The sequence below is a fragment of the Mycobacterium sp. P4_H6 genome (assembly GCF_056400845.1).
Genome location: NZ_JBFUKN010000099.1, coordinates 1 through 23,723 on the forward strand (window position 1 = coordinate 1; position 23,723 = coordinate 23,723).

Consider the following 23,723-nt stretch of genomic DNA (forward strand, 5'->3'; position numbering starts at 1 on the left):
TGCGGGGGCAGGCCATTAGAGGGGAGGGACGCCTGTGAGCGTCACCAGTAGGGCACGATCGATCACCCGCACGGGGATCAAGGTGCAACGCCGCATCGTGATCGCGCAGGCCCTGTGGTGGCCCACGGTGATCCTGACCGGAGCGGCAGCGGGCGTCGTGGCGCTCGTCGTCGTGAAGCGCCGCCGAGCGAACGCGCAGCCGCGACCGGAGCCGGTGCTGGCTGCGCCCCCGGTTCCCGCCTGACCACCGGTGTCAGGTCACACAGGGCGTTGTTGGACGACCAGAAGTTCGCCTCGCAGCTCGCCATCGGCCAACAGTCGACCGATTCTGCTGCTCTGCCGTTCGGCGAGCTGCCATGTGGGGCTCTCGCCGTAGCGCTCTTCGAGGGTGCGCTCCACCGTCGCGACGCGTTCGTTCCAGATATCCGGTATGGCCGGCAATTCAGAAGTGCCGATCCGGTGGGTGACCGTGAGCGACGCTGCGGCCAGCTGGTGCGCGAGTTCTTCGGTAGTGGGGAAGTGGTTGTCTTCCACGTAGTCGTCGGGGATTTTCTGGTCGGCGACGAAGACGAGTAGGCCGATGGGCCCTCCCACACGGACCGCTCGGTGCAGCTCACGCAGCAGTGCGCTTTGTTCTGCCGTCGTGCACAGCACGCCGAGTGCCCAGCCGGCATCGAACGTCGCATCGGGCACCGGCAGCGCGGTGCCGAGGCCCTGCACAATGTCGTGGTCGAAGAGCATTTGCGCGGCGCGGCACGCACCTGTTTCCGGTTCGACCAGAACGGGCCGGACGGCACGGGTGCGGGCCGCATACGCGGCCGGGCCGCCCACTCCGGCACCGCAATCCAACAGCAGGTTTCCCGGTGCCAGCCCCATCCGGTCCATCAGCCAGTCCAGCGCCGCGGGACTGCCGCTTCCTCGGCAAGCGGCCGGAATGTAGAAGTCGGTGCCGAGGCTCATCGCCACGCGGGCAGTCCAATCCGCCACGGTGTCGAATTCGGCATTCAGCGCGTCACTCATCGCGATCAACCCGGATCCGACGGCCGACTTCGGCCTTGATCTCGGCACCTGCGCGCGGTCCGGACGCCGATGCCAGACCGGACACGTTGACGCCCTCGACGCCCTCGATGGCCAGCAGCGCACGAGCTTCGGTGACGGCTGCGGCAATCCCCGCTTCCACCGGATCGTCTGCAGTCAAGACCGTTTCGGTCACCTGGGGGTCGAGTTCGAGCCCGGGCAGACCTTGGAGCACCGCCGCGGACACGTGGTCGGTGAACACTGCGACCGCGGCCACCACCGGGATCCGCAGGCCCGCGGACCTGGCGGCGGCCATGAACGCAGCGATGATCGTGGGCGACGGCACATGGTTGAGCACGGCCAGCTGCGCTCCGGCGTGTTGTTTGTGCACCAGACGGGTGGGCCGACCGTGCACCGGGGGTGCGGTGGGCGTTTCCGGGACGCCGGGCGTCATTCCCAGCGACGCGGCCAGCGCGACCAGACGCGGGCCGTCCAGATCGAATGTCTGTGTCACCTCGGGCCGCACGTCATAGCCGCGTCCGTCGCCAGTCACGCAGAACACGGTGCGTATGCCCACACTGCTCAATCCCCGCAGCTCTTGTTCGAGCACGACACGGTTGCGGTCCCGGCAGGACAACGTGATCCAGGGGTCGATTCCGCATTCGAGCAGCAGGGAGCCCATCAGTGTCGGCGGAAAGTCCGGCTTGTTCTGGTGTTCGCCGACGAGCACTGCGTCACAGGACGAGGCGAGGATCGCCGCGGTCGCCTGAACTTCGCGCCTGTCGAAGGGGGTACAGCTGAAGTCCGTCAGCACGCGGGGCGCGTTCACCGGTCGCGGCTCAGCGGGGACACCGGTCCAGGGCACCACGTCGGAGAAGGCGCACCGACCTGGGCGCATTTCGCATCCACCGTCGGGCAGCACCCCTCCGCAGGGCCCGTAGTCCATCCGCTTCGGACAATCGACGTCCATGGGAGCGGTCACCGTCGCGCACTCATCATGGGTAGTGCAGTACCCATCGGACTGCACATGGAAGCAAGCCGTGTGCGGCGCCGCAACCTGACCGCGTGGGGCGATCTGTACTGCTTTGCTGAATTCTCGTATGGTTGTGTTGAAGTGCTGTTGAGCAGTAGCTGGGGGCGTGCTCAGGGCGGGGGCGGAGGGCCATGTCGCGTTCACCGGTCCTCGGCGTGGCCGTAGCCGCGGCCGCCTTCTTTTTGACGTTTGCGCTCTGGCTGCAGCGCGGGTGGGGCGGGCCCTCGGTGGTGAGTGCAGTCGGCGACATCGGATCGGTCCTGGCGGGCTGCTTTGCCGTGTTCTGCGCGCTGGCGACGATGCGCCGCAGCGCCGGGCGCCGGCGCCGGGCCTGGTGCATGCTCGCCGCAGCGATCGGGTGCTGGGTGCTCGGGGACAGCGTGTGGGCGCTGCACTCCCTGGTTCTTCGCGCATCGCCCTTTCCGTCGCCGGCAGACATCGGCTATGTGCTGTTCTACCTGTGTGCGTGTGCGGCGTTGCTCTTGCTGTTCTCGGCGTCGGGCCGCTTGCTGATACGGGTCCTCTTCGACGGCCTGATGGTTGCGGGCTCGGTGTTCATCATCTTCTGGTCCGCCGGCCTCGGCGAGGTGTTCGACAGCAGTGACGGTCGATGGTTTGCCTTCACCATGTCGGTGGCCTATTTCATGGCGGACCTGCTGCTGATCACCGTGGCGGCCCTGATCCTGTTGACGGCCCCGACCGGGCAGCGCGCCGTGCTGGTGACCTTCACCCTGGGAATCGGCCTGCTCGCTGTCGCCGACGGGCTGTTCGCGGTGCTCGATGCGCGCGGGCAATACCGCAGCGGTGGCTACGTCGACATGGCCTGGGTCGCCGGATTGCTGCTGCTCGGTGTCGCCGCCACCGTGGGTGCGCGCGTGGACCACCACGCGACCGACACCGCGCTCATTCCGTCGCGGGTGGCGTTCTGGCTGCCGTATGTACCGGTGACCGGCGCGGTCGTCGTCGTGGTCGACAGTCGCGGCTCGGCCCCGCTGCTCCTCGCCTCCCTCCTCGTGGTCTTCGCCGTCGTGGGACGGCAGTTCGTCGTGGCCGACGAGAACAGCCGACTGTTGGCATCGTTATCCGAGCAGGCGTCGCGGGATTCGTTGACCGGCCTGGCGAACCGGGAGATGTTCCGCGACCGGCTCACCCGCGCCCTGACCGCGCCACACCGTGATCGGCGCGGCGTCGCACTGCTGTCGGTCGACCTCGATGACTTCAAATCGGTCAATGACTCGCTGGGGCACATCGCCGGTGACGCACTGCTCATCGCCGTCGCCGAGAGGCTGCGCCGATGCGTGCCTGCCGACCAGGTGGTCGCACGTCTGGGCGGCGACGAGTTCGCGGTCCTGCTGATCGACAGCTCCGAATCGCCGCATCAGATTGCCCACCAGGTGTTCAGTAGCTTCGACAACCCGTTTCCGGTCGACGGGCACCACGTGCTGGCCCGCGCGAGCGTCGGTGTGACGACCACGGACGGCGGCGAATCATTCGAGGTCGACGCCCTCCTCAAACAGGCTGATATGGCGATGTATTCGGCCAAGCGCAACGGTGGCGGTGTGCGGCACTTCGCCGTGGAGATGCAACGCGTCGAACATGACTCGTTGTGGGAGAACAGGTTCATCCCCCGCGATGGTCGCACGGCGACCCTGCAGTTCGCCGACCAGCTGAGGCACGCCCTGGAACACGGTGAGCTGGGGGTGGTGTATCAACCGCAGTTCGCCGTCACCACCGGCGACATCATCGCCGTCGAAGCGCTGGTGCGCTGGCATCACCCGCAGCGCGGAATGCTGCGTCCCGACGAGTTTCTTCCCGTGGTGCGCCACAACGACCTGATGGGGGCGCTCACCGACCAGGTGCTGCAGACCGCGGTGCGCGACAGTGCCCGTTGGCGCACAGCCGGTTTCGACGTACCGTTCGCGATCAACCTGTTCCCGCCGTCGCTGGGTGATCCCCGGCTGCCCGAACATCTGGCTGAGATGCTCGACGGGGGAGGCCTCCGTGGGGACTGTTTGACCGTCGAGATCACCGAAGATGTCCTGCTGGCCCACGAACCCGCCGCACAGGAGGTGCTGTACCGGTTGCGCAACATGGGCATCCGGATCTCGATCGATGACTTCGGCAGTGGCTACGCGGGTCTGAACTACCTGCGCCAACTGGAGGTCGACGAGGTCAAGCTGGACCAGAACCTGATCACGCCGATGACCACCGATCCGCGTGCCGAGGCGATTGTCGGGGCGATGATCGGCCTATCGCACACGCTCGGGCTCCGCTGTGTTGCCGAGGGGGTACAGGATTCCACGACAGTCCATCGGCTTGCCCAACTGCACTGCGACGCAATGCAGGGCTTCTACTGCGGGCCGCCCATGTCGGCGTCGCACATGCAGGACACCTTGAGCACCCACAGCGCCTCGACAGCCCGCTCCGCTGCCGCGGTGGCCGATCTGCGGCGTCCGAGCTGAAACTAGAGCCTGTCGAGCAGTTCGGTCTTCTTCGCCGTGAACTCGCCAGCGGAGAGGATGCCCCGCTCGTGCAACTCGGCCAGCGCCTCGATCGCCCCGATGATCGCCGCGGTGTCACCGGCCGCCGGCGGCTGTGTTGCCTGCGCGGCCGCGGGCGGTTCGGCCGTGGGTTGGGCACCGAGTTCGGTCAGGCTCGACACGTCGAAGGCGCCGAGTTGGCTGGTGAAGGTCACGCTGCCGCTCCGGCCGCCCTGTTGCTGCTGCACTCCGCCGATCTGGTGGTCGCCGGTATCGAAGACCCGGGTGGCACCGTCGACGTGGATGGCCAGCCGCCGGGTGGCGGGAAAAATCGCGTAGCGCGCATCGTTCTGGCCGCCGGTCGCGCTCGGCACGCCGAGGTCGGCCGGCCACCAGCCACCGGAGCCGGTCGGGGCAGTGCGGGGCGCGGGGAAGACCGCCGTCGTGGCGAGCAGTTGGGCCAACTCGGCGCACAGCGCGTCGACTCGTGCCTTGAGCGCATTGTCGAACATGTTGCCGACCATGGTCATGCCGCCGCGCATCCACTGCCCGGACCCACCCAATTCGGGGATGTCGAATTGCGCCATCGTGCCGCCGCCGGCATGCAGCGCGTACAGCATGGCCCGCACCGCCTCGCGTGAAAGACCGTGCCGTGTCGCGATGTCGGCGAGCGCCCTGTCGGCTTCGGGACTGATCGGAGAGCTCATCGCTTCATTCTTCCACCGTGACCGCCCGGCGAGCCGTCCAGAAAACGCTCGCATCCCATTTCAGTCAGCGGGTGGGCGCAAATGTCCCTAGGCTTGAACCGGTGTCATCGCGGACGCTCTGTGGCGCCGCCGTTTTCGATGCGTTCCATCGACGGCAGCGGGTACCGGCAAACGACTCTAGGAAACAACCATGAGCGAGCGATCGTCAGTCGGCTTCGAGGACGCGGGGTGGGATTTCGCGCCGTGGGAGCAGGAACCGCAGTTCTCCGCCGGCGAACTCAGCATCCTGCTGGACCCGCTGTTGTCGCCGGCCGAAGCCGCCGAGCGTGTCGGCTGCGCCAAACGTGATGTGATGAGGCTTCGGCGTACCGCCTGAGCCGGACACCCTGCACCGTCGGTCGAGTTCGCGACGACCACAGTGAAGAATCGGCGTCATGAACAAGGTCGTCGTCATCACCGGCGCGGGCAGCGGTATCGGTCGGGCCACGGCCCGGGTTCTGCTCGACGCCGGCCACCACGTGGTGCTGGCGGGGCGCCGGGCAGAGCAGCTCGCTGAATCCGCCCAGGGTCACCCGAACGCACTGGCAGTGCCCACTGACGTCGCCGATGCGGCGGCGGTGCGGGCGCTGTTCGAGCAGACGGTGTCGTCCTTCGGACGGGTGGACGTGCTGTTCAACAACGCGGGCGCCTTCGGCCCGGCCGCCTCGATCGCCGACATCGACGACGAGCAGTGGCACGCCACGTGGCGCACCAACGTCGACGGCGCCGTCTTCTGCGCGCGGGAAGCGACCCGCATCATGACCGCGCAACTGCCGCGCGGCGGCAGAATCATCAACAACGGCTCGCTGGCCGCACACCGCCCGCGCCCGAACACCCTGGCCTACGCGGTCACCAAGCACGCCATCAGCGGACTGACCGCATCGATGCTGCTGGACCTGCGCGACCTCGACATCGACGTCACCCAGATCGACATCGGCAATGCCGCCACCGATATGACCAGCGGATTCACCGCCGAACCGACGATCGACGTCACCCATGTGGCGACCACCATCGCGCACATCGTGGACCTGCCGGTGGACGTCTCGGTGCCCACGATCACCGTGATGGCGCGGGGCATGCGCTACGTCGGTCGCGGCTGACATGTCATTCGTCGTCAACTGCTCGATGCTGTTGACCGATCTGCCCGTGCTGCAGCGGCCGCGGGCGGCCCGAGACGCCGGGTTCGACGCGGTCGAGTTCTGGTGGCCCTTCGACGACGCGGTGCCCGGCGACGCCGAGGTCGACATGTTCGTGGCGGCGGTGGCCGACGCCGGAGTCCGGCTCACCGCACTCAACTTCGCCGGCGGCGACATGGCCGCGGGGGAGCGCGGGCTGTTGTCCGATCCCGGCCGGCGACAGGAGTTTCGCGACAACGTGGATGTCGCCTTCGGCATCGCGGACCGGCTGGGCACCCGCGCGTTCAACGCGCTCTACGGAAACCGCCTCGCCGGCATCGATGCCGCGGAGCAGGACGAGACGGCCACCGCGAACCTCGAACACGTCGGCGGGACGGCGGAGCGCCGCGGAGCGATCATTCTCATCGAACCGCTCAGCGGTGTCGACGGCTATCCACTGCGCACGGCCGCGGACGTCCTCGCGGTGATCGACCGCGTCGAGGTCACCTCGCTGCGGCTGCTGGCTGATCTGTATCACCTGAGCGTCAACGGCGACGATATCGACGCTGTCATCGATGCCCAGGTGGACCGCATCGGGCACGTGCAGATCGCCGACGCACCCGGGCGTGGTGCCCCGGGTACCGGATCCCTTGACATCGACCGGTACCTGCGGCGGCTGGCCGGTGGCGGTTACCGAGGCGATGTCAGCCTGGAGTACCGCGCCGACGGGCCGGATCCTTTCGGATGGCTCCCGCGGTCTCGGCGCGGCGGCCCGTGGCACAACCCTCCGGAATAGCTCAGAGCCGGTGCCCTGTGGGGCCACCGGCTCTGGTCAGCGGAAACGGGATCAAAATCAGCGAACGGAGTCCTCGAACTCGTAGCGCTGCGCTACCGCGATCAGTTCTTCACGAACCGTGGAATCGGGCATTGCGTTGATCCGCGCGTAGAGGCGACGCCGATTGTTGGCGCGCTTCATGTTGTCGCGAAACTGCGCGAGGGACATTGTTCTCACTCCTTGTAAGTGCCCTGGGTCACAGGGACTTCGGTTGTATCTGGTGGGGCCAGATCGGGGATCACCCGTTCTGTGCAACGCCTCCATGGTCCGTGTTAATTCTGCGTAAAGCAATTTATTATCTGTGAGTTCCACGACAGCGCAGCCGCATTCGCGGCGGCAGGGGTGTCCGGCGTCACAACGTAGGTGCAATCGTGCTCCAGCGGCGTGTGTCCATCGGACACCTCGTGTCCTATCGACAGTGTCCGGCTACCCGGCGTGCAGGGTCAGCAGGGTGATCTCGCTGGGTGCGAACACCCGGAACGGCGGACCCCAGAAACCGGTGCCGCGGCTGGTGTAGAGCTGGGTGCGCGGCCCGTGGGCACTCAGCCCCTGCACCACCGGTTGGTCCAGCCGGACCAGGAAGTTGAACGGCCAGATCTGGCCGCCGTGGGTGTGCCCGGAGATCTGCAGGTCCACCCCGGCGGCCACCGCCTGCGGAATCTGCTTGGGCTGGTGCGCCAGCAGCAGTACCGGCAGCGCGGGATCGGCGCCCGACAGTGCGGTCGCCAGATCCTCGCCGTGGCCGTGTAATCCGGAGCCCTCGGCGGTGGCGTCGTCGACCCCGGCGACCACCAACCGGTCACCGCCGCGCTCGATCACGATGTGCCGGTTGTGCAGGGCCGACCAGCCGATGCTCTCCATGTAGTCGAGCCAGCCCTGAGCCTCGCTGAAGTACTCGTGATTGCCGGTCACATACACCCGCGCCGATGCGGCCCGCACCGTCTCCAGCGGGCCGGCCTGGTTGCGGCGCACCTCGACGGTGCCGTCGGCGATATCGCCGACATGGCAGACGATGTCGGCATCGAGACCGTTGACTCGCTCCACCACATCCGCCGACCATCGGGCCCGATCGAGTGGCCCGTAGTGGGTGTCGGTGATCATGGCGACCCGCAGCCCGTCCAGGCCCCGGCCCAGCCGGGGGATGCGCACCTCGACCGGGCGGATCCGTGGCACCCGCATCGCCTCAAAATGGCCCCACGCCAGCAGCGCCGCCGACACCACGATGGTCGCCAACGCGACCACCCGGGACCGCAACGGGTCTTCGACGCCGATGGCCAGCAGCACCAGTCGCAGCACATTGCCGAACACCGACCACACGAACAGCACCCACATCGTGCCGAGCAGCGCATCGCCCAGCGCCGAGGGCAGATCGCGGTGCTTGCCGTGGCCGGTGAACAGCAGCGTGGGCAGCGCCACCAGGGCAACGACGAACAGCGCGGTTCCCGCGATCACCACGGGCAGCGGCCACCCGCCGGCGGCGACCACCGTCCACCACGGCACCCCGAACAGCAAGGCGAGCACCGCCGACACCACTGCGGTGCGGCGCCACCGAGCTCCGGCTCGCCGTGGTGGGTGTGCTGCTTCTTCTACTACTTCGGCCGGGTTGTCGGTCATTGCACCTCGATCGTGTACAGGGATCACTGCCAACGACGGTACCGGCGGTCCGCGTTGGGCTCCTGTTGTCACCGCGCCACCGGGGTGGGTTCCGGCCCGCCTCGCCAGCCGGGAAGAGTGGGAAGGTCTGTGGCGCAGCAGGACCCGGTCCGGATAACCCCTAAACTGATACTGGCACTCTCGGGCCCCGAGTGCTAAATTTCTGATTGCACAGTGATGAGCGGCCCGCCAGCAGGCGGGTTCCATGGACGACGAGGAGGTGGATTGCTGTGCTTCGTTTCGATCCGTTTGGTGATGCGTTGACTCGGGACGTGCTCGCGGGCCAGGTCGGCTCCGGCCGCGTGCCGCGATTCATGCCGATGGACCTGTACAAGGTCGACGATCATTACGTGCTGACGGCGGACCTGCCCGGTGTCGACCCCGGTTCGGTGGACGTCAGCGTCGACAACGGGACGATGACCTTGACGGCGCACCGCAGCGCGCGATCTGAAGACGCCGTCCAGTGGCTCTCGAATGAACGGTTCTCGGGCACCTATCGCCGCCAGTTGTCTCTCGGTGACGGCGTCGACTGCTCCCGCATCTCCGCCACGTACGAGAATGGTGTGCTCACGGTGAGCATCCCGCTCGCCGAACGCGCCAAACCGCGGCGCATCGACGTCGAGCACGCGGGCGCCGCCCGCACCATCGAGTCGTCCACGATCGACTCGAGCTAACCGCATCGACAGGCGCACGGCTGCGGCCCTCGGCTGCAGCCGTGCACCGCGCACCGCTGTCAGCCCACGGCACACGGCACACGAGTAATACACGACGATGTCGACATGTGAGGATCCAGAAGTCTCGCCGGTGGAATTGGCGCTTGCCGGCGGGATACCCCAGCGCGTCGGGTGGTACCGGTACTACTTCGACGATGAGCGTTGGGAGTGGTCACCCGATGTCGAATCCATTTACGGGTACGAGCCTGGAACCGTTTGTCTCACCACCGAATTGGTGCTCAGGCATCAACACCCCGAAGACCGTGAGATGGTCGCCGCCACCTTGCAGGAACTGCGTGGCACCCGTCGTGCTTTCAGCACACGGCACCGAATCATCACCGCGCAGAACGACATCCGCGAAGTACTGGTCATCGGCCGGCGTCTGCACGACGGTGAAGGAGAGGTGCAGGGCGCCCAGGGTTTCTACATCGATGTCACCCCGGATGTCGAGGCCACCGATGCCGCGATCACCGAGGCGGTATCCGCGATCGCCGACAACCGCGCCGTCATCGAACAGGTGAAGGGCATTCTGCGACTGGTCTACCGCATCGATGCCGACGCGGCATTCGAGTTGCTCAGGTGGCGGTCTCAGGACACCAACGTCAAGCTACGCGCGCTGGCCGAACAATTGATGACCGACTTCGAACAACTGGTTCACGACGGCACGCTGCCGCCGCGATCGACGTTCGACCATCTACTGCTCACCGCGCACGAAAGGGTGCGCGGCGCGCAGGACGGCRGCGCGCGTTCAACGCTCGATTCGTGACCGCGCGACATCGGCCGCACCATTGCCGGTGATGAGCCACAGGGTCACCAGCCCGTCGACCAGCTGCTCGATCGACACCCGGGCCCGTCCCTCGGTGAAAGCCAGAATGGCGTCGGCGGTCCCGCCCACGACGAACGCCGGCGCGATCTCGGCAAGCGGGTCCTTCTCGAGTTCGACACCGTGCACGACGCGCGCATGCCCGATGAGTACCTCGGTCAGGCCGCGCATCACCGCTTCGCGGTGCTGGTGCAGCGCAGGCGATATGGCCACCCCGCCGAGCAGCACCCGGGCCCGTCGCGGATCCTGCACCAGGGTTCGCACCAGTGCGTCCACTGCGGCCGTGGCCTGGCGTTCGAGCGATTCGCCCAGCACCGAGCTCACCGCGGTCATGGTGGCGATACTGACCTGGGCGGCGATGTCATCGACCGCCGCGGCGGCGACCGCGTCGAGGTCGGTGAAGCTCTCGTAGAAGTACCGCTTGTTCAGGCCTGCCGCGGCGCAGAGTTTGTCGACGGTCATGGTCCGCCAGGCATTGTCGGCGGCGGCATCCAGGGCGGCTTCGATCAACCGTTCCCGCCGCTCCCTGCGGCGGGTCTGGGCAGACTGGCCGCCGTAGCTGCGTTGCGGAGCCTCGGACACCTCGTCATCGTCCCATTGCACGTGGGGCACCCCCTTGACAGGTGTCGCCAGATTCTGGCACGGTTCGGTACCAGTATAAGTGGCACCAACTCGTACCAGAATTTGAGGGAGATCATGAACATGGCAACAGCGGCCCGCGTCACCGACGGTCCCGAGCGCACGGTCCGTGGTTCGGTGCTGACCGATCTGCGCGAACTGGCGGTCACCGCGCCCGGGCTGGCCCGGCGGCACGGGTGGGATTACGTGCGCGAACTCGGGGACCGCGGACGGCGCAACCAACTGCACTTCCTGTTCTCCCAGGGCGCGGCGCCGCACCGGCTCGACGGGGCGCTGGAAGGCCTGATCGTGGGCAACCTGTTCGGAATCCCCGAGGCCTATCTGGCCAACCCGCTGTTGAAGATCGAGCCGACCTGGCGCGGCAAGTCCTTCGACGCCGACACCGGTACGGGCTACAACCGGCTGGCGCTGGTCTCCCGGGCGGTGATGCCGGTCATCGCTCCGGGTTACCGCGGCCTGCGCCGCGTTGGCTCCGAGATGGTGGGCTTCGACTTCAAGCACAGCACCGAAACCGCCGCTGTGGCACCGTTCGTCACGGTGTGCGCACTCGATTACGGGGTCGAGGAGTACCGGAATCCCAGCGTGCGCACCTTCCCGATCAAGCGCACCCGCGACGAGATCGTCGAACTGCTGCCCGGGTTTTATCTGGGGCGCGCGCTGCTGACGATGCCCAGCGGGGAAGTCCGGCTGATCGCCTACTTCGCGCTGCGCGAGTTCAGCGACGAGAGCGCGGCGCACGCATGATCGAGCTCGACGGCGCGGTGGTCTGTGTCACCGGCGGCGCCCGGGGCATCGGCCGCGCCACCGCGGAAGCGCTCGCCCGGCGCGGAGCGCAGGTGCTCATCGGTGACCTCGACGCCGACGAGGCCGAACGTACCGCTGCTCAGATCGGCGTGCACGCCACGCATCTCGACGTCACCGATCCGGCCAGCGTCGCCGCATTCCGGGACGACGCAGAGCAGCTCGGTCCTCCCGCCATGCTGGTCAACAATGCCGGTATCCAGTACATGGGACCCTTCGCCGAGCAGCGACTGGACCTCTACCACCGGGAGGTGTCGGTCAATCTGCTCGGCGTCATCAACGGCATGCACACGTTCCTGCCTGCCATGCTGGCGCGCGATCACGGCCACATCGTCAACATCGCCTCGATGGCCGCGAAGGTCACCACGCCGGGCATGTCGGTCTACTGCGCCACCAAGTATGCCGTCGCCGCACTCTCCCGGGCGGTGCGGGCCGAGATCGCCTCATCCGCGGTGACTCTCACCACGGTGATGCCGACCGCGGTGCACACCGAACTGACCGCCGGTGTGTCGTTGGACCTGCTACCGACGCGTCAGCCCGAGCAGATCGCCGAGGTGATCGCCGACAGCGCCGGGCACCCGTGGCGTGAGGTCACCGTGCCACGCTGGCTGGCGCCGGCCGGGGCGGTCGAGGAACTGATGCCGGAGCCACTCATGCAGCGTCTCAAACACCTTGCCACCCTGCGGCGTCCGCCCGGAGACTTCGACACCGACGGCAGGCGCGAATACCTCGACCGGATCGGCCAGTGACCCCGGCGATCGCACCCGAGGCGGCCGCCGCGGCGAAGGTTCGCCTGCAGTACGCGGCGGCAGGGGTGACGTCCCGCTTCCCGAGCCGGGAACGGGCGCTGGCGCGGCCGCCGGACGGTTCCGGACTCCGTCCGGTGATGGGCAACTACGGATTTCCGGTCATCGGACACATCATGAGCTCACTGGTCGACCCACTGGAGTTCGCCCGCGCGCGCTACGACCGCTACGGACCGGTGTCCTGGGCCGGTGGCGTCGGCTTCCGCATCGTCACGCTGATGGGCCCGGAGGCTCTGGAAACAGTGTGGATCAACAAGGACAAGGCGTACTCGAGCACCAGGGGCTGGGCGCCGGTCATCGGGCCGTTCTTCCATCGCGGCATCATGTTGCTGGACTTCGACGAGCACCGGGATCACCGCCGCATCATGCAGCAGTCCTTCACCCGCACCGCGCTCGAGGGGTACCTGGCGCTGATGCGACCCGGGATCGCGCGGACCGTCACGAATTGGGACTCGGCGCAACGGTTCCCGTTCTACACCGCGGTCAAGGACCTGCTGCTCGAACAGGCCGCCGAGGTCTTTGTCGGTGCGGCCCTCGGCGCCGAGTCGGCCCGGCTCTCAGCCGACTTCCACGACACCGTATGTGGCGGTCAGGCGATCATCCGGGCCGACGTACCGGGCGGGACATGGGCTCGCGGCCTGCGCGCCCGCGAACGGCTGGAGCGCTATTTCGGTGCGCAACTGCCCCGTCGCAGGTCCGGTGAGGGCACAGATCTGTTCTCGATGCTGTGCCGCAGCCGTAGCGAGGACGGCGAGAGTTTCTCCGACGCCGACATCGTCAATCACATGATCTTCCTGCTGATGGCCGCGCACGACACCAGCGCGATCGCGATCTCGATGCTGGTCTACGAACTCGGCCGAAATATGTTGTGGCAGGACGCTCTTCGTGATGAGTCGCTGTCGTATGAGGGTGAACCGACCCTGGACGGGCTGCAGCAGTCTCCATTGCTGGATGCCGCCGTCAAGGAGATCCTGCGGATGTATGCACCTGCGGGAACCTTGTTCCGCCAGACCATCAAGGACACGGTGGTCGCCGGACATCACATCCCGCGAAAGAGCCAAGTGGCCATCAACGTCTATGCATCGATGCGGCTGGCGGATTGGTGGCCGGATCCGGACAGGTTTGACCCGAGCCGGTTCACCGACGGCGCCGACGCGGCTCCGGTGCACCGATACGCCTTCGCGCCGTTCGGGGGTGGGGTGCACAAGTGCATCGGGCAGCAGTTCGCCGACATGAGCGTCAAGGCGATCATGGTGCAGCTGTTGCGGCAGTTCGACTGGCGGGTGCGGTCGGGGTACCGGCCCCGTCTCACCTGGGGAACGGGCCCGACGCCGGCCGACGGGTTGCCGATCATCTTGCGCCGGCGCGGACCTGCGAACCGCTGAACGACAATCAGCGGGCCCCGCCCATTGCTGGACGGGACCCGCTGATGCGAGAGATCTACTGGTCGGCTGCCTCGGCCGTCGTCTGACGGGCTTCGGCTGCGCTCGCCGCGGCGCGGGCGGCGTCGGCCTGGGCTTCCTTCTTCGCCACGTCACGCTGTGCGTCGGCCTTGTCCTGCTGGGCCCTACCCTCTTCGCGAAGGGAGTCGTTGTCGGTGACGATGCCGATGACTTCCTTTGCCTTGCCCTTGACGTCTTCGACCACACCACTCACGGCGTTCTCAGGACCGCTGTCAGCCATGTTGATTCCTTTCAGAGGGGAAGCACTGCTCGGCAAGGAATACCCCGCCCGGCAGCACAATCAACATCATGTGACCGGCGTCACCGGACATGCAGGTCACAGGCCTGGCAGGGACCTCGCGATGGCCTGCCAGTCGTCGTGGGCGCGCCCGCACACCGACCCGGTGAGGGTCAGCATCGTCACGCACCGCCGGCTGTGGTCGTACATCTCGATCGCGGCGGTCGGGCCGGCCACACCGTGCAGTGAGGTCACCCAGCACTCGCCGACCTGCGCCGGATCCAGCGCATACCGGGCCGCACCGAAGATCACCGCCACGGCGGGACCCGACGTATCGGCCATTGCCGCCCGGCCGCGATGCAACTGCACGCACCCGCCGCCCGGCACCGCGACCGTGTACTCCACGTCCTGCTCGACCAGATACACCAGCAGATGCGGCAGCACCCTGGGGTCGACCTTGCGGGCCCCGGTGAACGGCAGCACCCGGTACCGCTCGGATGTCAGCGAATCGAGGTGGTCGATCTGGTCGGTGTCGTTCCAGTCCACACCCACCCAGTCCTCGGGCGTGAACGCCATCTGCGGACCGCGCGGCGCGAGCGAAAGACCCTTGACAACAATCGGATCCGACATCGGCGTGAGGTGGGACCGATGGGTGCCGAAGCTACCGGTGAGCGTAAGGGCCTGCGGCGTCAGATAGCCGGTCACGCCCGCGCCGAGGCGCACGCTGATCTGTTCGTGACCGCAGATCAGCGCCTCGCCGGGGTGTGCGGGTGTGGCGTATTCACCGGTATGACTCAGCAGTGCAGCATCATTGGCGGTGCAGGACACCACGGTGCCCAGGGCGGGCAGGGCCGCGCCGATCTCTCGGCTACCGGCGTTCAGCCGTCTCGCGGGGCAGGAGCTGCAGCGCTGTCCATCAGTACACATCGCGAACGTACCGCTTCTCCCGCTTCAGTGTGTTGACGTACTCGACGGCACCGTCGGCGTCCATCCCGCCGTGGGTGGCGACGACATCGTGCAGCGCCTTGTCGACATCCTTGGCCATCCGCGTCGCGTCGCCGCAGACGTAGAAGTGGCCGCCCTCTTCGAGCCAGCCGAACAGTTCCTTGCCGTGCTCGCGCATCCGGGTCTGCACGTAGACCTTCTCGGCCTGGTCCCGGGAGAACGCCAGCTCCAACCGATTCAGCAGTCCGGAGTCCTGCCACGCCGAGATCTCTTCGGCGTAGGCGAAGTCGTGCTCGCGGTGCTGATCGCCGAAGAACAGCCAGTTGCGTCCGCCGGCGCCACGCTGCTCGCGTTCCTGCAGGAACGCGCGGAACGGCGCCACCCCGGTGCCCGGGCCCACCATGACCATCGGAGCGTTGTCGTCGGCCGGCACCCGGAACGATTTGTTGGGTTGCAGGAAGATCTTGGACGCTGCGCTGCGGTCGGCCAGGAACGTCGAGCAGACTCCGCCGCGCATCCGTCCGCTGTTGTGGTAGCGGACGCTGGCCACCGTCAGGTGGATCCGGTCCGGATGCGCCAGCGCGCTCGACGAGATCGAATATGCCCGGTGCTGAAGCGGTTTGAGCAACCCGATGAACTCCTCGAGGCTGAGATCGTCCCCGGCGATGCTCAGTACGTCGAGGATGTCCTTGCCGTAGAGCCAGCGCYCCAGGGTCTCCTTCACCCCGCCGCGCAGGACGTGGGACAGCTCGGGGTTCTCCGCGCGGCGTTCCACCTCGCCGAGCAGATCCTTGGACGGCGCGCTGATCTCGTACCGGTGGCCCAGCAGATCTCCGAGCGGCTCATCGCCGACGAGGGTGTCGGCAGACACGCGGAAATGCCCGGCGATGGCGTCCACCAGCACCGGGTCGTTCTCCGGGATGACGGCCAGCGCGTCGCCGGCGACGTACTCGATCCCGCTGTCGGCCAGATCGAACTCGAAATGCCGGATTTCCTTGTCCGAGCCGGGCCCCGACAGCAGACGGTTGACGGCGACGTCCGCGACGAACGGGTTCTTGCGGGTCCACCCGGAACGGGCCACCGCGCTCGGTGGTGGCGTGCTGGGTGCGCCGCTGGCCCCGGAGCTGGGTACCAGCGCCGAGACGGCGGACTGGATCCATTCGGCGGCCTGGGCTTCGTAGTCGACATCGCAGTCGGCGCGGGCCGCCACCCGCGCGGCACCGAGTTGCTCGAGGCGGGTGTCGAAGAGCTTTCCGGCCTGACAGAACTCGTCATAGCTGGTGTCGCCGAGCGCCAGCACCCCGAAGGACACCCCTTCCAGGCGCGGGGCGGTCGACGCCGACAGGGCCTCCCAGAACAGTTCGGCGTTGTCGGGCATTTCGCCCTCGCCGTAGGTCGACGTGACGATCAGCACGTATTTGAGGCCGGCGAACTCGTCGAGTTCGATCTCGTCGAGTCCGCTGACCTTCACGTCGAAACCCTGTGCCTTGGCCGCGGCCGCCGCGTCGTTGGCGACACCCTCGGCGTTGCCGGTCTGGGTGCCGTACAGGATGCGCAGCGCGGGACGCGGAGTGGACTGGTCGCCCGGGATGGCCGGCGGTGGCGCGACGTTCATCGCCAGTCGGGAGTGCAGGCCGGCCAGGAAACCGGACAGCCAGGCGCGCTGGTCCTCGTTGAACGGGGCGTCTTGGGGAATGTAGGCGATCTTCATCGGGTTACGCGGTCTCCAGCGAGGTGAGGGACGCCACCACGTCCGGAACCGATTGCGCGGCAAACAGTTCCTCGAACGAGGGCAGCCGGCCGATCATGTCGACGTTCTTGGCGTTCTGGTACAGGATCCAGCCGTAGGTTCCCGGGCTGTCCATCGACAACACGTTGCGCTGGGCCAGCGCATCCTTGTAGTCGGTGATGCGTTTGTCGGCGATGAATACGGCCAGGTCCTCGTCGCTGAAATCGTCGATGGCTTCCCGGGCGAAGCGCTGCAGCTTCTGGATCAGGAAGAAGTCCTCGGTGAGCACCAGGTTGCGCACCATCTTGGCGACCCGCGGATCGGCGACGTCGGTGACGCCGGGCAGTCGCGTGAGCGCGAGGCGCTGCGCCATGTTCAGCACGGTGTAGGTGTTCAGCAGCGCGAACATGGCCTCGGTGTCGGTCTCACCGTAGCCGGGCACCGCGCCGCCGAGCACCGTCTCACCGTGGCGGTAAGAGCGTTTGAACTTGTGCACCTGGTAGCCGGCCAGCGCGGAGGCCAACTCGTCGAGCAGCTCCTTGCGGGTCTTGGCCGCCAGGATCGCCTCGGCATCTTGGTACTGCAGCAGTGCCCGCGGCATCGCGTAGCTGACCTGCAGCCGGGTGACCGCCCAATCTTGCAGCAGAGCAGCGGCTTTCGCCGATCCGGTCGCGTCGAGGTGCCACTGCAGCATGGTGCGCGCAGCCACCTCGTGGAACGGTGCCTCGCTGATCGGGGCTAGCAGCACCGAGTCGGCGCTGACCTTGGCGGCCAGTTCGGCGTCCGGGTCGTACTGGTAGAGGAAGCCGCCGCTCATCCCGTTGGCGACGCCCTTGCCGAAGCCGCCGATGTTGAACACCGCGCCGTTGGTCATGTACTCGCACAGGAACTCTCCGACACCCTCGACCACGGCGGTGGCCCCGGAGTTGCGTACCGCGAACCGGTCGCCGGCTTCACCTTCGACGAACAACCGGCCGCCGGAGGCCCCGAACAGCGCGAAGTTGCCGATCAGCACATTGCCGCCGGGGCGGGCCGACCCGCCGCCGGGGGAGCGCACCGCGATGGTGCCGCCGCACTGACTCTTGCCGACGCCGTCATTGCAGGTTCCGGTGTGCGTCATCGTCATGCCGTCGTTGCAGAACACCCCGTAGCTCTGGCCCGCCGATCCGGTGGTGGTGATCACCACGCTGTCGGGTGTCAGGTAGCGCCGGCCACGGACGTCGACCGCGACCGCGGTCCCGGTGTCGCCCTGGTGGTTCAATTTGCGTTCGATGTCGACGGCCAGCTGTCCGCCGACGCTCTTGTTCTGGTTCGTCAACGCCACCGGTGTCATCTCGACACCGTCGAGATCCAGTTGGGCCAGGAACGCGTCGTCGACCGCGTAGTCCTTCTCCATGTAGATCGGATCCTCCGGCACGAAACCCCTGGCGACCTGCAGCATGGCGCGCAGGTCCAGCCTGCCGATGCTCGACGGGTGGTCGAGCAGATGCAGCAGATCGCTGCGGCCGCGGGCGGCCGCCAGCGACGGCATGCCGAGCGTGGCGAGGATCTCGCGCACCTCGTGGGAGATGTTCAGCAGATACTGCGCCAGCGCGCGCGGGTCACCGTCGAAGGCCTCGGGGTTGGTGGTCAACCCGGCCGGGCATTTGATGTTGCAGTTCTTGGCCATCACACACTTGAGCATCATCAGCGCGGTGGTGCCGAACTCGAAGCTGTCCGCGCCGAGCAACGCCGAGGTGATCACATCGCTGGCCGTCTGGTGGGCACCCGAGCAGCGCAGCACCACCTTCTGCCGGATTCCGTTGGCCACCAGGGCCTGATGCACCTCGGCGACGCCGATCTCGGCGGAACGCCCGGCGTACTTGAGGCTGGTGACGGCCGCAGCACCGGTACCGCCGGTGTTGCCGGCCACGTTGATGACATCGGCACCGGCCTTGGCGACGCCGACGGCGATGGTGCCGATGCCTTCGCTGGAGACCAGCTTGACGATCACCCGGACCCGGGCGGCCTTGCAGTCGTGGATGAGTTGGGCGAGATCCTCGATGGAATAGGTGTCGTGGTGCGGCGGGGGAGAGACCAGTTCCACGCCAGGTGTCCCGCCGCGGGCGGCCGCGATCTGTACGGTGACCTTGGGGGCCGGGAGCTGGCCGCCCTCACCCGGTTTCGCGCCCTGACCGATCTTGATCTCCAGTTCGCGCAGCATCGGGTCGGCCAGGTAGCCGGCCCACACCCCGAACCGGCCGGAGGCGAACTGCTTGATCCGGGAGCCGCGGATGGTGCCGTACCGGGTGATGTGCTCGCCGCCCTCACCGCAGTTGGACAGTCCGCCCACCATGTTGGTGCCGTGCGCAACCGCCTCGTGCGCCGAGGCCACCAGGGCGCCGTGGCTCATCGCGCCCGATGTCAGCGTCGCCGCGATCTCGCTGGCGGGTTGCACCGCGGCCAGTGGCATCGAGTCCGGTGCGGTCTGCACCATCGTGAGGTAGTCGCGGGCGGCGCCCCGGGCGCGGATCCACAGCCGGTCCACGATGATCTCGTGGTCGACGATATCGGCGCCGAAGCGGCGCAGCAGCGATTCCGCGAGTGCCTCCAGCCGCTGCGCACTGTGGCCCAGGCGCAGCGTGAACTCGTCGCCGACCTGAACGCAGGTCAGGCCGCGGACCTGGAAGCTGTTGTTGCCGAACCGCGCGAACTGTCCCATTTCGGAACGGAATTCGTCGGCGGTGTGCAGGAAGTTGACGTCGGCGGGCAGCGCCAGGACGTCGCGCAGGGCGGCGGGGCGGCGGGCCCGCTCGGCGTTCATCGCGAACACGAAGTGCCGGTAGCCCGGGGTGATGTCGAAGCTGTTGATCGCCCGCGGCGTCATCTCCTCGAAGCTGTTGTGCTGGTAGGCCTCATCGTCGAGTCCGAAGGCGCCTTCGAGCTGGTGCAGGGGCAGCGACCGCAGGAACGCCGGGTCGGTCATGTCCGGGTTCTCCGGACGCCCCTCGTCGCCGAAGGAGATGGCTTCCTCGGTCATGTCGACGAATCCGCGTACGGCGGTGGTGCCGTAAGAGTGCCCGGACCCCTCGGCGCGTTCCTTGAACAGGCCGAGCAGGGGCACGTCCTTCTCGCCGGTGACCGACAGCGCGTGGTTGTGCCATTCGGCGACAGCGGCTGCCAGCGTGTCGAATCCGACACCGCCGACCGGTGAGACCACGTTCGGGAAGTAGCGGTGCAACACCGGGTCCCCGGTGTCCAGGTAGCTGGGTTCGAAGAACTCACCGCCGATGTAGCTCTCCACGGTGCACAGACCCACCCGGCCCATGGTCTTCATCAAGGACTTCTCGGCGGCCTTGGCGAACCGCTTGTAGGCGGCGGTCACCAATGTCTCATCGGGGCCGAACTTTTCCTCGGCCCRCATCTGCACCGCCAGCGGGTACACCGCGGACGCACCGAAACCGAGGACCGTGGCGATGTGATGCGAGGACGCCAGCTGGCCGCTCTCGGCGATCACCGAAACCCGCAGCCGCAGGCCTTGTTCGATGAGCCGCTGGTTGATGGCCGAGACGGCGATGATGACCGGTATCGGTGCCAGACCGCTTTCGATGTGCCGGTCGGAGATGACGGCGATGCCGCCGGACTCGCGGGCATAGGCCTCGATGTCATCGCACAGGGCGTCGATGGCGGCGACCAGTGCGTCGGCGTTGGCCTGGCGATCGGTGAGGTCCACGCGGTAGCGCATCCCGAAGCGCCGCACCGGGGTGTGCTGTTGGTCGCGGATGCTCAGCATGTCCAGGTGACCGAGGATCGGTGACGGGATCACGATCTGCGGGGCGGGTTGGGCGCCGCTGTTGGGCTTGGCGCCCAACGCGACCCGCAGTGTCATGCCGTCGGCCTCGCGGATGCTGTCCAGGGGTGGGTTGGTGACCTGGGCGAAACGCTGTGAGAAGTACCGGGCGATACCGCCCTCGTGGTTGGACAGCGCGTTGATGGCCGCGCCGTAGCCCATCGCGGAGATCTTCTCCTGCCCGGTGGTCAGCATCGGGTCCATCAGGAACTTGAAGTCTTCCTGGCTCATCGAGTAACAGACGTAGCGCTGGTGGCGGTTGAGGTCCCCGTTGTAGCGGGCGGGGGACAGCTGACTCTCCGGCGGCACGGCGGGCAGCGCGGCCAGATTCACCCGTGCGACGGCCAGCATGTCCTGGTAATCATGTTTGGCCGCAAGCATTTCCAGGGCCTCGGTGGTGCCGTAGGACCGCTGCTCACGGTGGTCGAAGTACAGCATGCCGCCTGCCTCGATGCGGCCCCGCTTGATCACCTGTCCGGGTGCGAAGTCGACCTGCCCGGCCTCGGACATGACGCCCAGATACTCGTCGGTCTCCACGGTGCGCAGCGGGCGCAGTCCGAGCCGGTCCAGCCGGGCGCCGATGTAGGTGCCGTCACCGAAGATCAGCGCCGCCGGGCCGTCGTTCTTCTCCTCGTAGAGGCTGAAGTACTCCAGCATGGCCCGCACCTGCGGTGAGAGCGTGGTGTCGTTCTCCCAGGCCGGCGGCATCATCGCGACCACCGCGGTGACCAGATCCAGATCGTCCTCCAGGACGCGGTTCTGCAGGGTCTGATCGAGCCGGCAGCTGTCGGACTGGCCGACCGGACGGATGATGGCCCGGTTGCGGGCCAGCGCGATGGCGTTGTCCGACAGCCGGTTCTTCTTGTCGGTGTTGAGTTCGCCGTTGTGCGCCATGAACCGGAAGGGTTGCGCCATCGTGGCGTTGGGCGCGGTGTTGGTGGAGAAGCGGGTGTGGAAGAACATCGAGTGGACTTCCATCCGCGGATCGGACAGATCGTCGAAGTAGGGGACCACCTCATTGGAGTTCAACCGGCCCTTGAGCACCTGGGTGCGGGCGCTCAGCGACAGCGGGTACAGGCCCGAGAGCTCCGCCCGGGTGTACGCGACGGCCTCGATGGCCATGAGCGCTTCGTGAATCACCTTGTCGGACAGTCGGTCGGCGGTGAAGATCCACTGCCTGATGGGGGACTGGTACTTGACGGCGGCGGGGCGGATGGCCGTGTTGTTGACCGGCACGTCGCGGGTGAGCAGGATGCGCAGACCGCGTGCGGTCAAAGCGTCCTCGATGACCCGTTCGGCCTCGGAGTGGAAGTCCGGATCGTTGGGCAGGAAGAAGTTGCCGACGCCGAACTGGCCGAGGGCAAGGTCGGGCAGGCCGGTCACATCGGCGAAGAAGCGGACCGAGAGGTCGAGGTTGACGCCGGCGCCGTCACCGACGCCCTCGGAGGACATGCCGCCGCGGTGGGGCACGGCGCACAGAGCATCGTGCAGCATCTGGATCACGTCGTGGGTCTGGCGGCCGTCCTTGCGGGTCAGGAAGCCGACACCACAGCTGTTCTTTTCCAGATCCGGATCATGCAGCCCCATCACGCGGTACCTCCTCAACGCTGCAGATGCACAGATCGCACCGCATGGGTTCTCGACACTGAGGGATCCCGCTCGGCCCGTGCGGTTACCGCAGGCTCCGGTGCTCGCGAAGAGCTTAGCCTAGCCTAATGACGCGCAGGTGGTCCCCGGCGCCGTGACGGGCGCAGGCCAGGCAAGTTGCTCAGCGCCGCGCCGAAACCACGCAACTCGCGCACAGCAGCGCGGCGGTGGCGGCGAGCACCCCGCCCGCACCTGCACTGGCAGCGACCGCACCGACGGACACCGGCAGGACCACCACACCCAGGCGGTTGCCCATCAGGCGCAGCGTCATCGCGGTGCCGCGCTGCCCGGAGGGCGCCAGGTCGGCGACCATCGCCATGGTGACGGGCTGGCCCACCCCGAGCCCGGCGCCCAGCGCCACCGCCGCGATCAGCAGCACGAGGGGGTGCGGCCATATCGAGAGCGCGGTCATGGCCGCGGCTGCAGAGCCGATGCCGGTCACCAGCACCGTGCGGCGTCCCCACCGAAGCACGGCGCGCCCGGTGACGCCGCGCACGGCCATCGATGACACGGCCCGCAATGCGAGTACCCCACCGATGAACGCAGCGCTGAGCCCGACCTCGCGGCCCAGCGCCGGCAGATAGATGAGGGTGATGTCCACGGCGGCCATCACGATGCCGCTGACGATGAGGGCTGATCGAATCCGCTTGTCGCGCAGCAATGATGATGCGACACCGCCCGGTCGTTGATCGGTTTTCGCGTTCCGTCCGCCGATGAACATCGATGTGACCAGGATCAGTCCGGACAGGATCAGCGACGCAACGAGAACCGGAGTCGGCCGGAACGGTGTGCCGTCGCCCAATCCGAGGAAGAGCGGGCCGATGGCCTGCCCGAACGATCCCGCCAGAGTGTAGGTGCCGAAGCGGGAATCGCTGGACCCCGAACTCATCTGGGCCACCGCGGTCTGCTCGCCGATGACACACAACAGGTGGCTGACACCTGCCAGCATCAGCCCGACGATCAGCCACAGGGCGTGCGTGGAACCCGCCAACAACACCACGCAGGACGTGGCCATCAGCACGCCGCCGACGATCAGCGGTGGGCGTTCGCCGAACCGGTCGACCGCGCGTCCCACCGGTAGTGCCAGGAACAGCGGCGCCAGTGCGTAACTCGCGGACAGGGCACCGAGCAGGGCGGGCGCCACCCCGGCGTCCAGCGCGGCGTAGGCGACCGCCGGCCGCAACGAGAATCCGACTGCCTGCACGGAGAAGGCGTGGACCCCGATCGGGGTC

Annotated in this window: 21 protein-coding genes; 10 read left to right on the plus strand and 11 right to left on the minus strand. The window is 67.4% G+C overall.

Features of this window, described 5'->3' with window-relative positions:
• The first annotated feature begins 34 nt into the window (after nucleotides 1–34).
• The gene (locus AC1DTF_RS27715) at nucleotides 35–244 is read left to right on the plus strand and encodes a hypothetical protein (protein WP_477476392.1); all 210 of its coding nucleotides are present in this window, start codon (nucleotides 35–37) and stop codon (nucleotides 242–244) included.
• A gap of 14 nt (nucleotides 245–258) precedes the next feature.
• Here the strand turns inward: AC1DTF_RS27715 and AC1DTF_RS27720 are convergent, their stop codons facing one another.
• Together AC1DTF_RS27720 and AC1DTF_RS27725 are read right to left on the minus strand one after the other, a co-directional pair.
• A complete protein-coding gene (locus AC1DTF_RS27720) occupies nucleotides 259–1,020 on the minus strand; it encodes a class I SAM-dependent methyltransferase (protein WP_477476393.1) in 762 nt (253 codons plus the stop codon).
• The gene (locus AC1DTF_RS27725; protein ID WP_162264230.1) at nucleotides 1,013–1,987 is read right to left on the minus strand and encodes a methylenetetrahydrofolate reductase; all 975 of its coding nucleotides are present in this window, start codon (nucleotides 1,985–1,987) and stop codon (nucleotides 1,013–1,015) included. Before AC1DTF_RS27725 ends, AC1DTF_RS27720 begins: the two co-directional genes overlap by 8 nt.
• 194 nt (nucleotides 1,988–2,181) lie before the next feature.
• On the opposite strand from AC1DTF_RS27725, the gene AC1DTF_RS27730 reads away from it, so the two are divergent.
• On the plus strand, nucleotides 2,182–4,512 hold the full coding sequence (locus tag AC1DTF_RS27730) for a putative bifunctional diguanylate cyclase/phosphodiesterase (protein WP_477476394.1): 2,331 nt from the start codon (nucleotides 2,182–2,184) through the stop codon (nucleotides 4,510–4,512).
• A gap of 2 nt (nucleotides 4,513–4,514) precedes the next feature.
• Here the strand turns inward: AC1DTF_RS27730 and AC1DTF_RS27735 are convergent, their stop codons facing one another.
• Complete coding sequence (locus AC1DTF_RS27735; protein WP_477476395.1) at nucleotides 4,515–5,237, minus strand: SHOCT domain-containing protein; 723 nt, start codon at nucleotides 5,235–5,237, stop codon at nucleotides 4,515–4,517.
• A 190-nt stretch (nucleotides 5,238–5,427) separates the two neighbouring features.
• Here AC1DTF_RS27735 and AC1DTF_RS27740 point away from each other — a divergent pair, with 190 nt between their 5' ends.
• The 3 genes from AC1DTF_RS27740 to AC1DTF_RS27750 are packed head-to-tail and all read left to right on the plus strand — an operon-like array spanning nucleotide 5,428 to nucleotide 7,187.
• A complete protein-coding gene (locus tag AC1DTF_RS27740) occupies nucleotides 5,428–5,613 on the plus strand; it encodes a hypothetical protein (RefSeq protein ID WP_057167652.1) in 186 nt (61 codons plus the stop codon).
• Between the two features lie 58 nt (nucleotides 5,614–5,671).
• Nucleotides 5,672–6,376, plus strand: a complete 705-nt coding sequence (locus AC1DTF_RS27745) for an SDR family oxidoreductase (protein WP_057167651.1) — start codon at nucleotides 5,672–5,674, stop codon at nucleotides 6,374–6,376.
• Nucleotide 6,377: 1 nt separating this feature from the next.
• A complete protein-coding gene (locus AC1DTF_RS27750; protein WP_477476396.1) occupies nucleotides 6,378–7,187 on the plus strand; it encodes a hydroxypyruvate isomerase family protein in 810 nt (269 codons plus the stop codon).
• Nucleotides 7,188–7,244: 57 nt separating this feature from the next.
• Here the strand turns inward: AC1DTF_RS27750 and AC1DTF_RS27755 are convergent, their stop codons facing one another.
• Nucleotides 7,245–7,394, minus strand: coding sequence for a hypothetical protein (locus AC1DTF_RS27755; RefSeq protein WP_156409185.1), 150 nt, complete (start codon nucleotides 7,392–7,394; stop codon nucleotides 7,245–7,247).
• 258 nt (nucleotides 7,395–7,652) lie between these two features.
• Complete coding sequence (locus AC1DTF_RS27760) at nucleotides 7,653–8,840, minus strand: metallophosphoesterase (RefSeq protein ID WP_477476397.1); 1,188 nt, start codon at nucleotides 8,838–8,840, stop codon at nucleotides 7,653–7,655.
• 269 nt (nucleotides 8,841–9,109) lie between these two features.
• Between AC1DTF_RS27760 and AC1DTF_RS27765 the strand changes: the two genes are divergently transcribed.
• Nucleotides 9,110–9,553: an Hsp20/alpha crystallin family protein gene (locus AC1DTF_RS27765; protein ID WP_477476398.1), complete on the plus strand. Its 444-nt coding sequence runs from the start codon at nucleotides 9,110–9,112 to the stop codon at nucleotides 9,551–9,553.
• Nucleotides 9,554–9,650: 97 nt separating this feature from the next.
• On the plus strand, nucleotides 9,651–10,358 hold the full coding sequence (locus AC1DTF_RS27770; protein ID WP_477476399.1) for a PAS and ANTAR domain-containing protein: 708 nt from the start codon (nucleotides 9,651–9,653) through the stop codon (nucleotides 10,356–10,358).
• Here AC1DTF_RS27770 and AC1DTF_RS27775 read toward each other — a convergent pair.
• Complete coding sequence (locus AC1DTF_RS27775) at nucleotides 10,341–10,997, minus strand: TetR/AcrR family transcriptional regulator (RefSeq protein ID WP_477476406.1); 657 nt, start codon at nucleotides 10,995–10,997, stop codon at nucleotides 10,341–10,343. The two genes, AC1DTF_RS27770 and AC1DTF_RS27775, sit on opposite strands and share 18 nt — an antisense overlap.
• 114 nt (nucleotides 10,998–11,111) lie before the next feature.
• Between AC1DTF_RS27775 and AC1DTF_RS27780 the strand changes: the two genes are divergently transcribed.
• The 3 genes from AC1DTF_RS27780 to AC1DTF_RS27790 are packed head-to-tail and all read left to right on the plus strand — an operon-like array spanning nucleotide 11,112 to nucleotide 14,046.
• Nucleotides 11,112–11,798, plus strand: coding sequence for a hypothetical protein (locus tag AC1DTF_RS27780; RefSeq protein ID WP_156409184.1), 687 nt, complete (start codon nucleotides 11,112–11,114; stop codon nucleotides 11,796–11,798).
• The gene (locus tag AC1DTF_RS27785; RefSeq protein WP_477476400.1) at nucleotides 11,795–12,604 is read left to right on the plus strand and encodes an SDR family oxidoreductase; all 810 of its coding nucleotides are present in this window, start codon (nucleotides 11,795–11,797) and stop codon (nucleotides 12,602–12,604) included. Before AC1DTF_RS27780 ends, AC1DTF_RS27785 begins: the two co-directional genes overlap by 4 nt.
• Nucleotides 12,601–14,046, plus strand: a complete 1,446-nt coding sequence (locus AC1DTF_RS27790) for a cytochrome P450 (protein ID WP_477476401.1) — start codon at nucleotides 12,601–12,603, stop codon at nucleotides 14,044–14,046. The genes AC1DTF_RS27785 and AC1DTF_RS27790 overlap by 4 nt, the downstream gene beginning before the upstream one ends.
• Before the next feature lie 55 nt (nucleotides 14,047–14,101).
• On the opposite strand, the gene mbp1 is transcribed toward AC1DTF_RS27790, so the two are convergent.
• The 5 genes from mbp1 to AC1DTF_RS27815 form a co-directional block, all read right to left on the minus strand.
• On the minus strand, nucleotides 14,102–14,344 hold the full coding sequence (gene mbp1, locus AC1DTF_RS27795) for a microaggregate-binding protein 1 (protein WP_477476402.1): 243 nt from the start codon (nucleotides 14,342–14,344) through the stop codon (nucleotides 14,102–14,104).
• Nucleotides 14,345–14,440: 96 nt separating this feature from the next.
• Complete coding sequence (locus AC1DTF_RS27800) at nucleotides 14,441–15,268, minus strand: hypothetical protein (RefSeq protein WP_477476403.1); 828 nt, start codon at nucleotides 15,266–15,268, stop codon at nucleotides 14,441–14,443.
• A complete protein-coding gene (locus AC1DTF_RS27805) occupies nucleotides 15,258–16,997 on the minus strand; it encodes a diflavin oxidoreductase (protein ID WP_477476404.1) in 1,740 nt (579 codons plus the stop codon). Before AC1DTF_RS27805 ends, AC1DTF_RS27800 begins: the two co-directional genes overlap by 11 nt.
• A gap of 4 nt (nucleotides 16,998–17,001) precedes the next feature.
• Nucleotides 17,002–22,431, minus strand: coding sequence for a glutamate synthase-related protein (locus tag AC1DTF_RS27810; RefSeq protein WP_477476407.1), 5,430 nt, complete (start codon nucleotides 22,429–22,431; stop codon nucleotides 17,002–17,004).
• Nucleotides 22,432–22,612: 181 nt separating this feature from the next.
• A partial coding sequence (locus tag AC1DTF_RS27815; RefSeq protein ID WP_477476405.1) for an MFS transporter occupies nucleotides 22,613–23,723 on the minus strand: 1,111 nt, incomplete at its 5' end.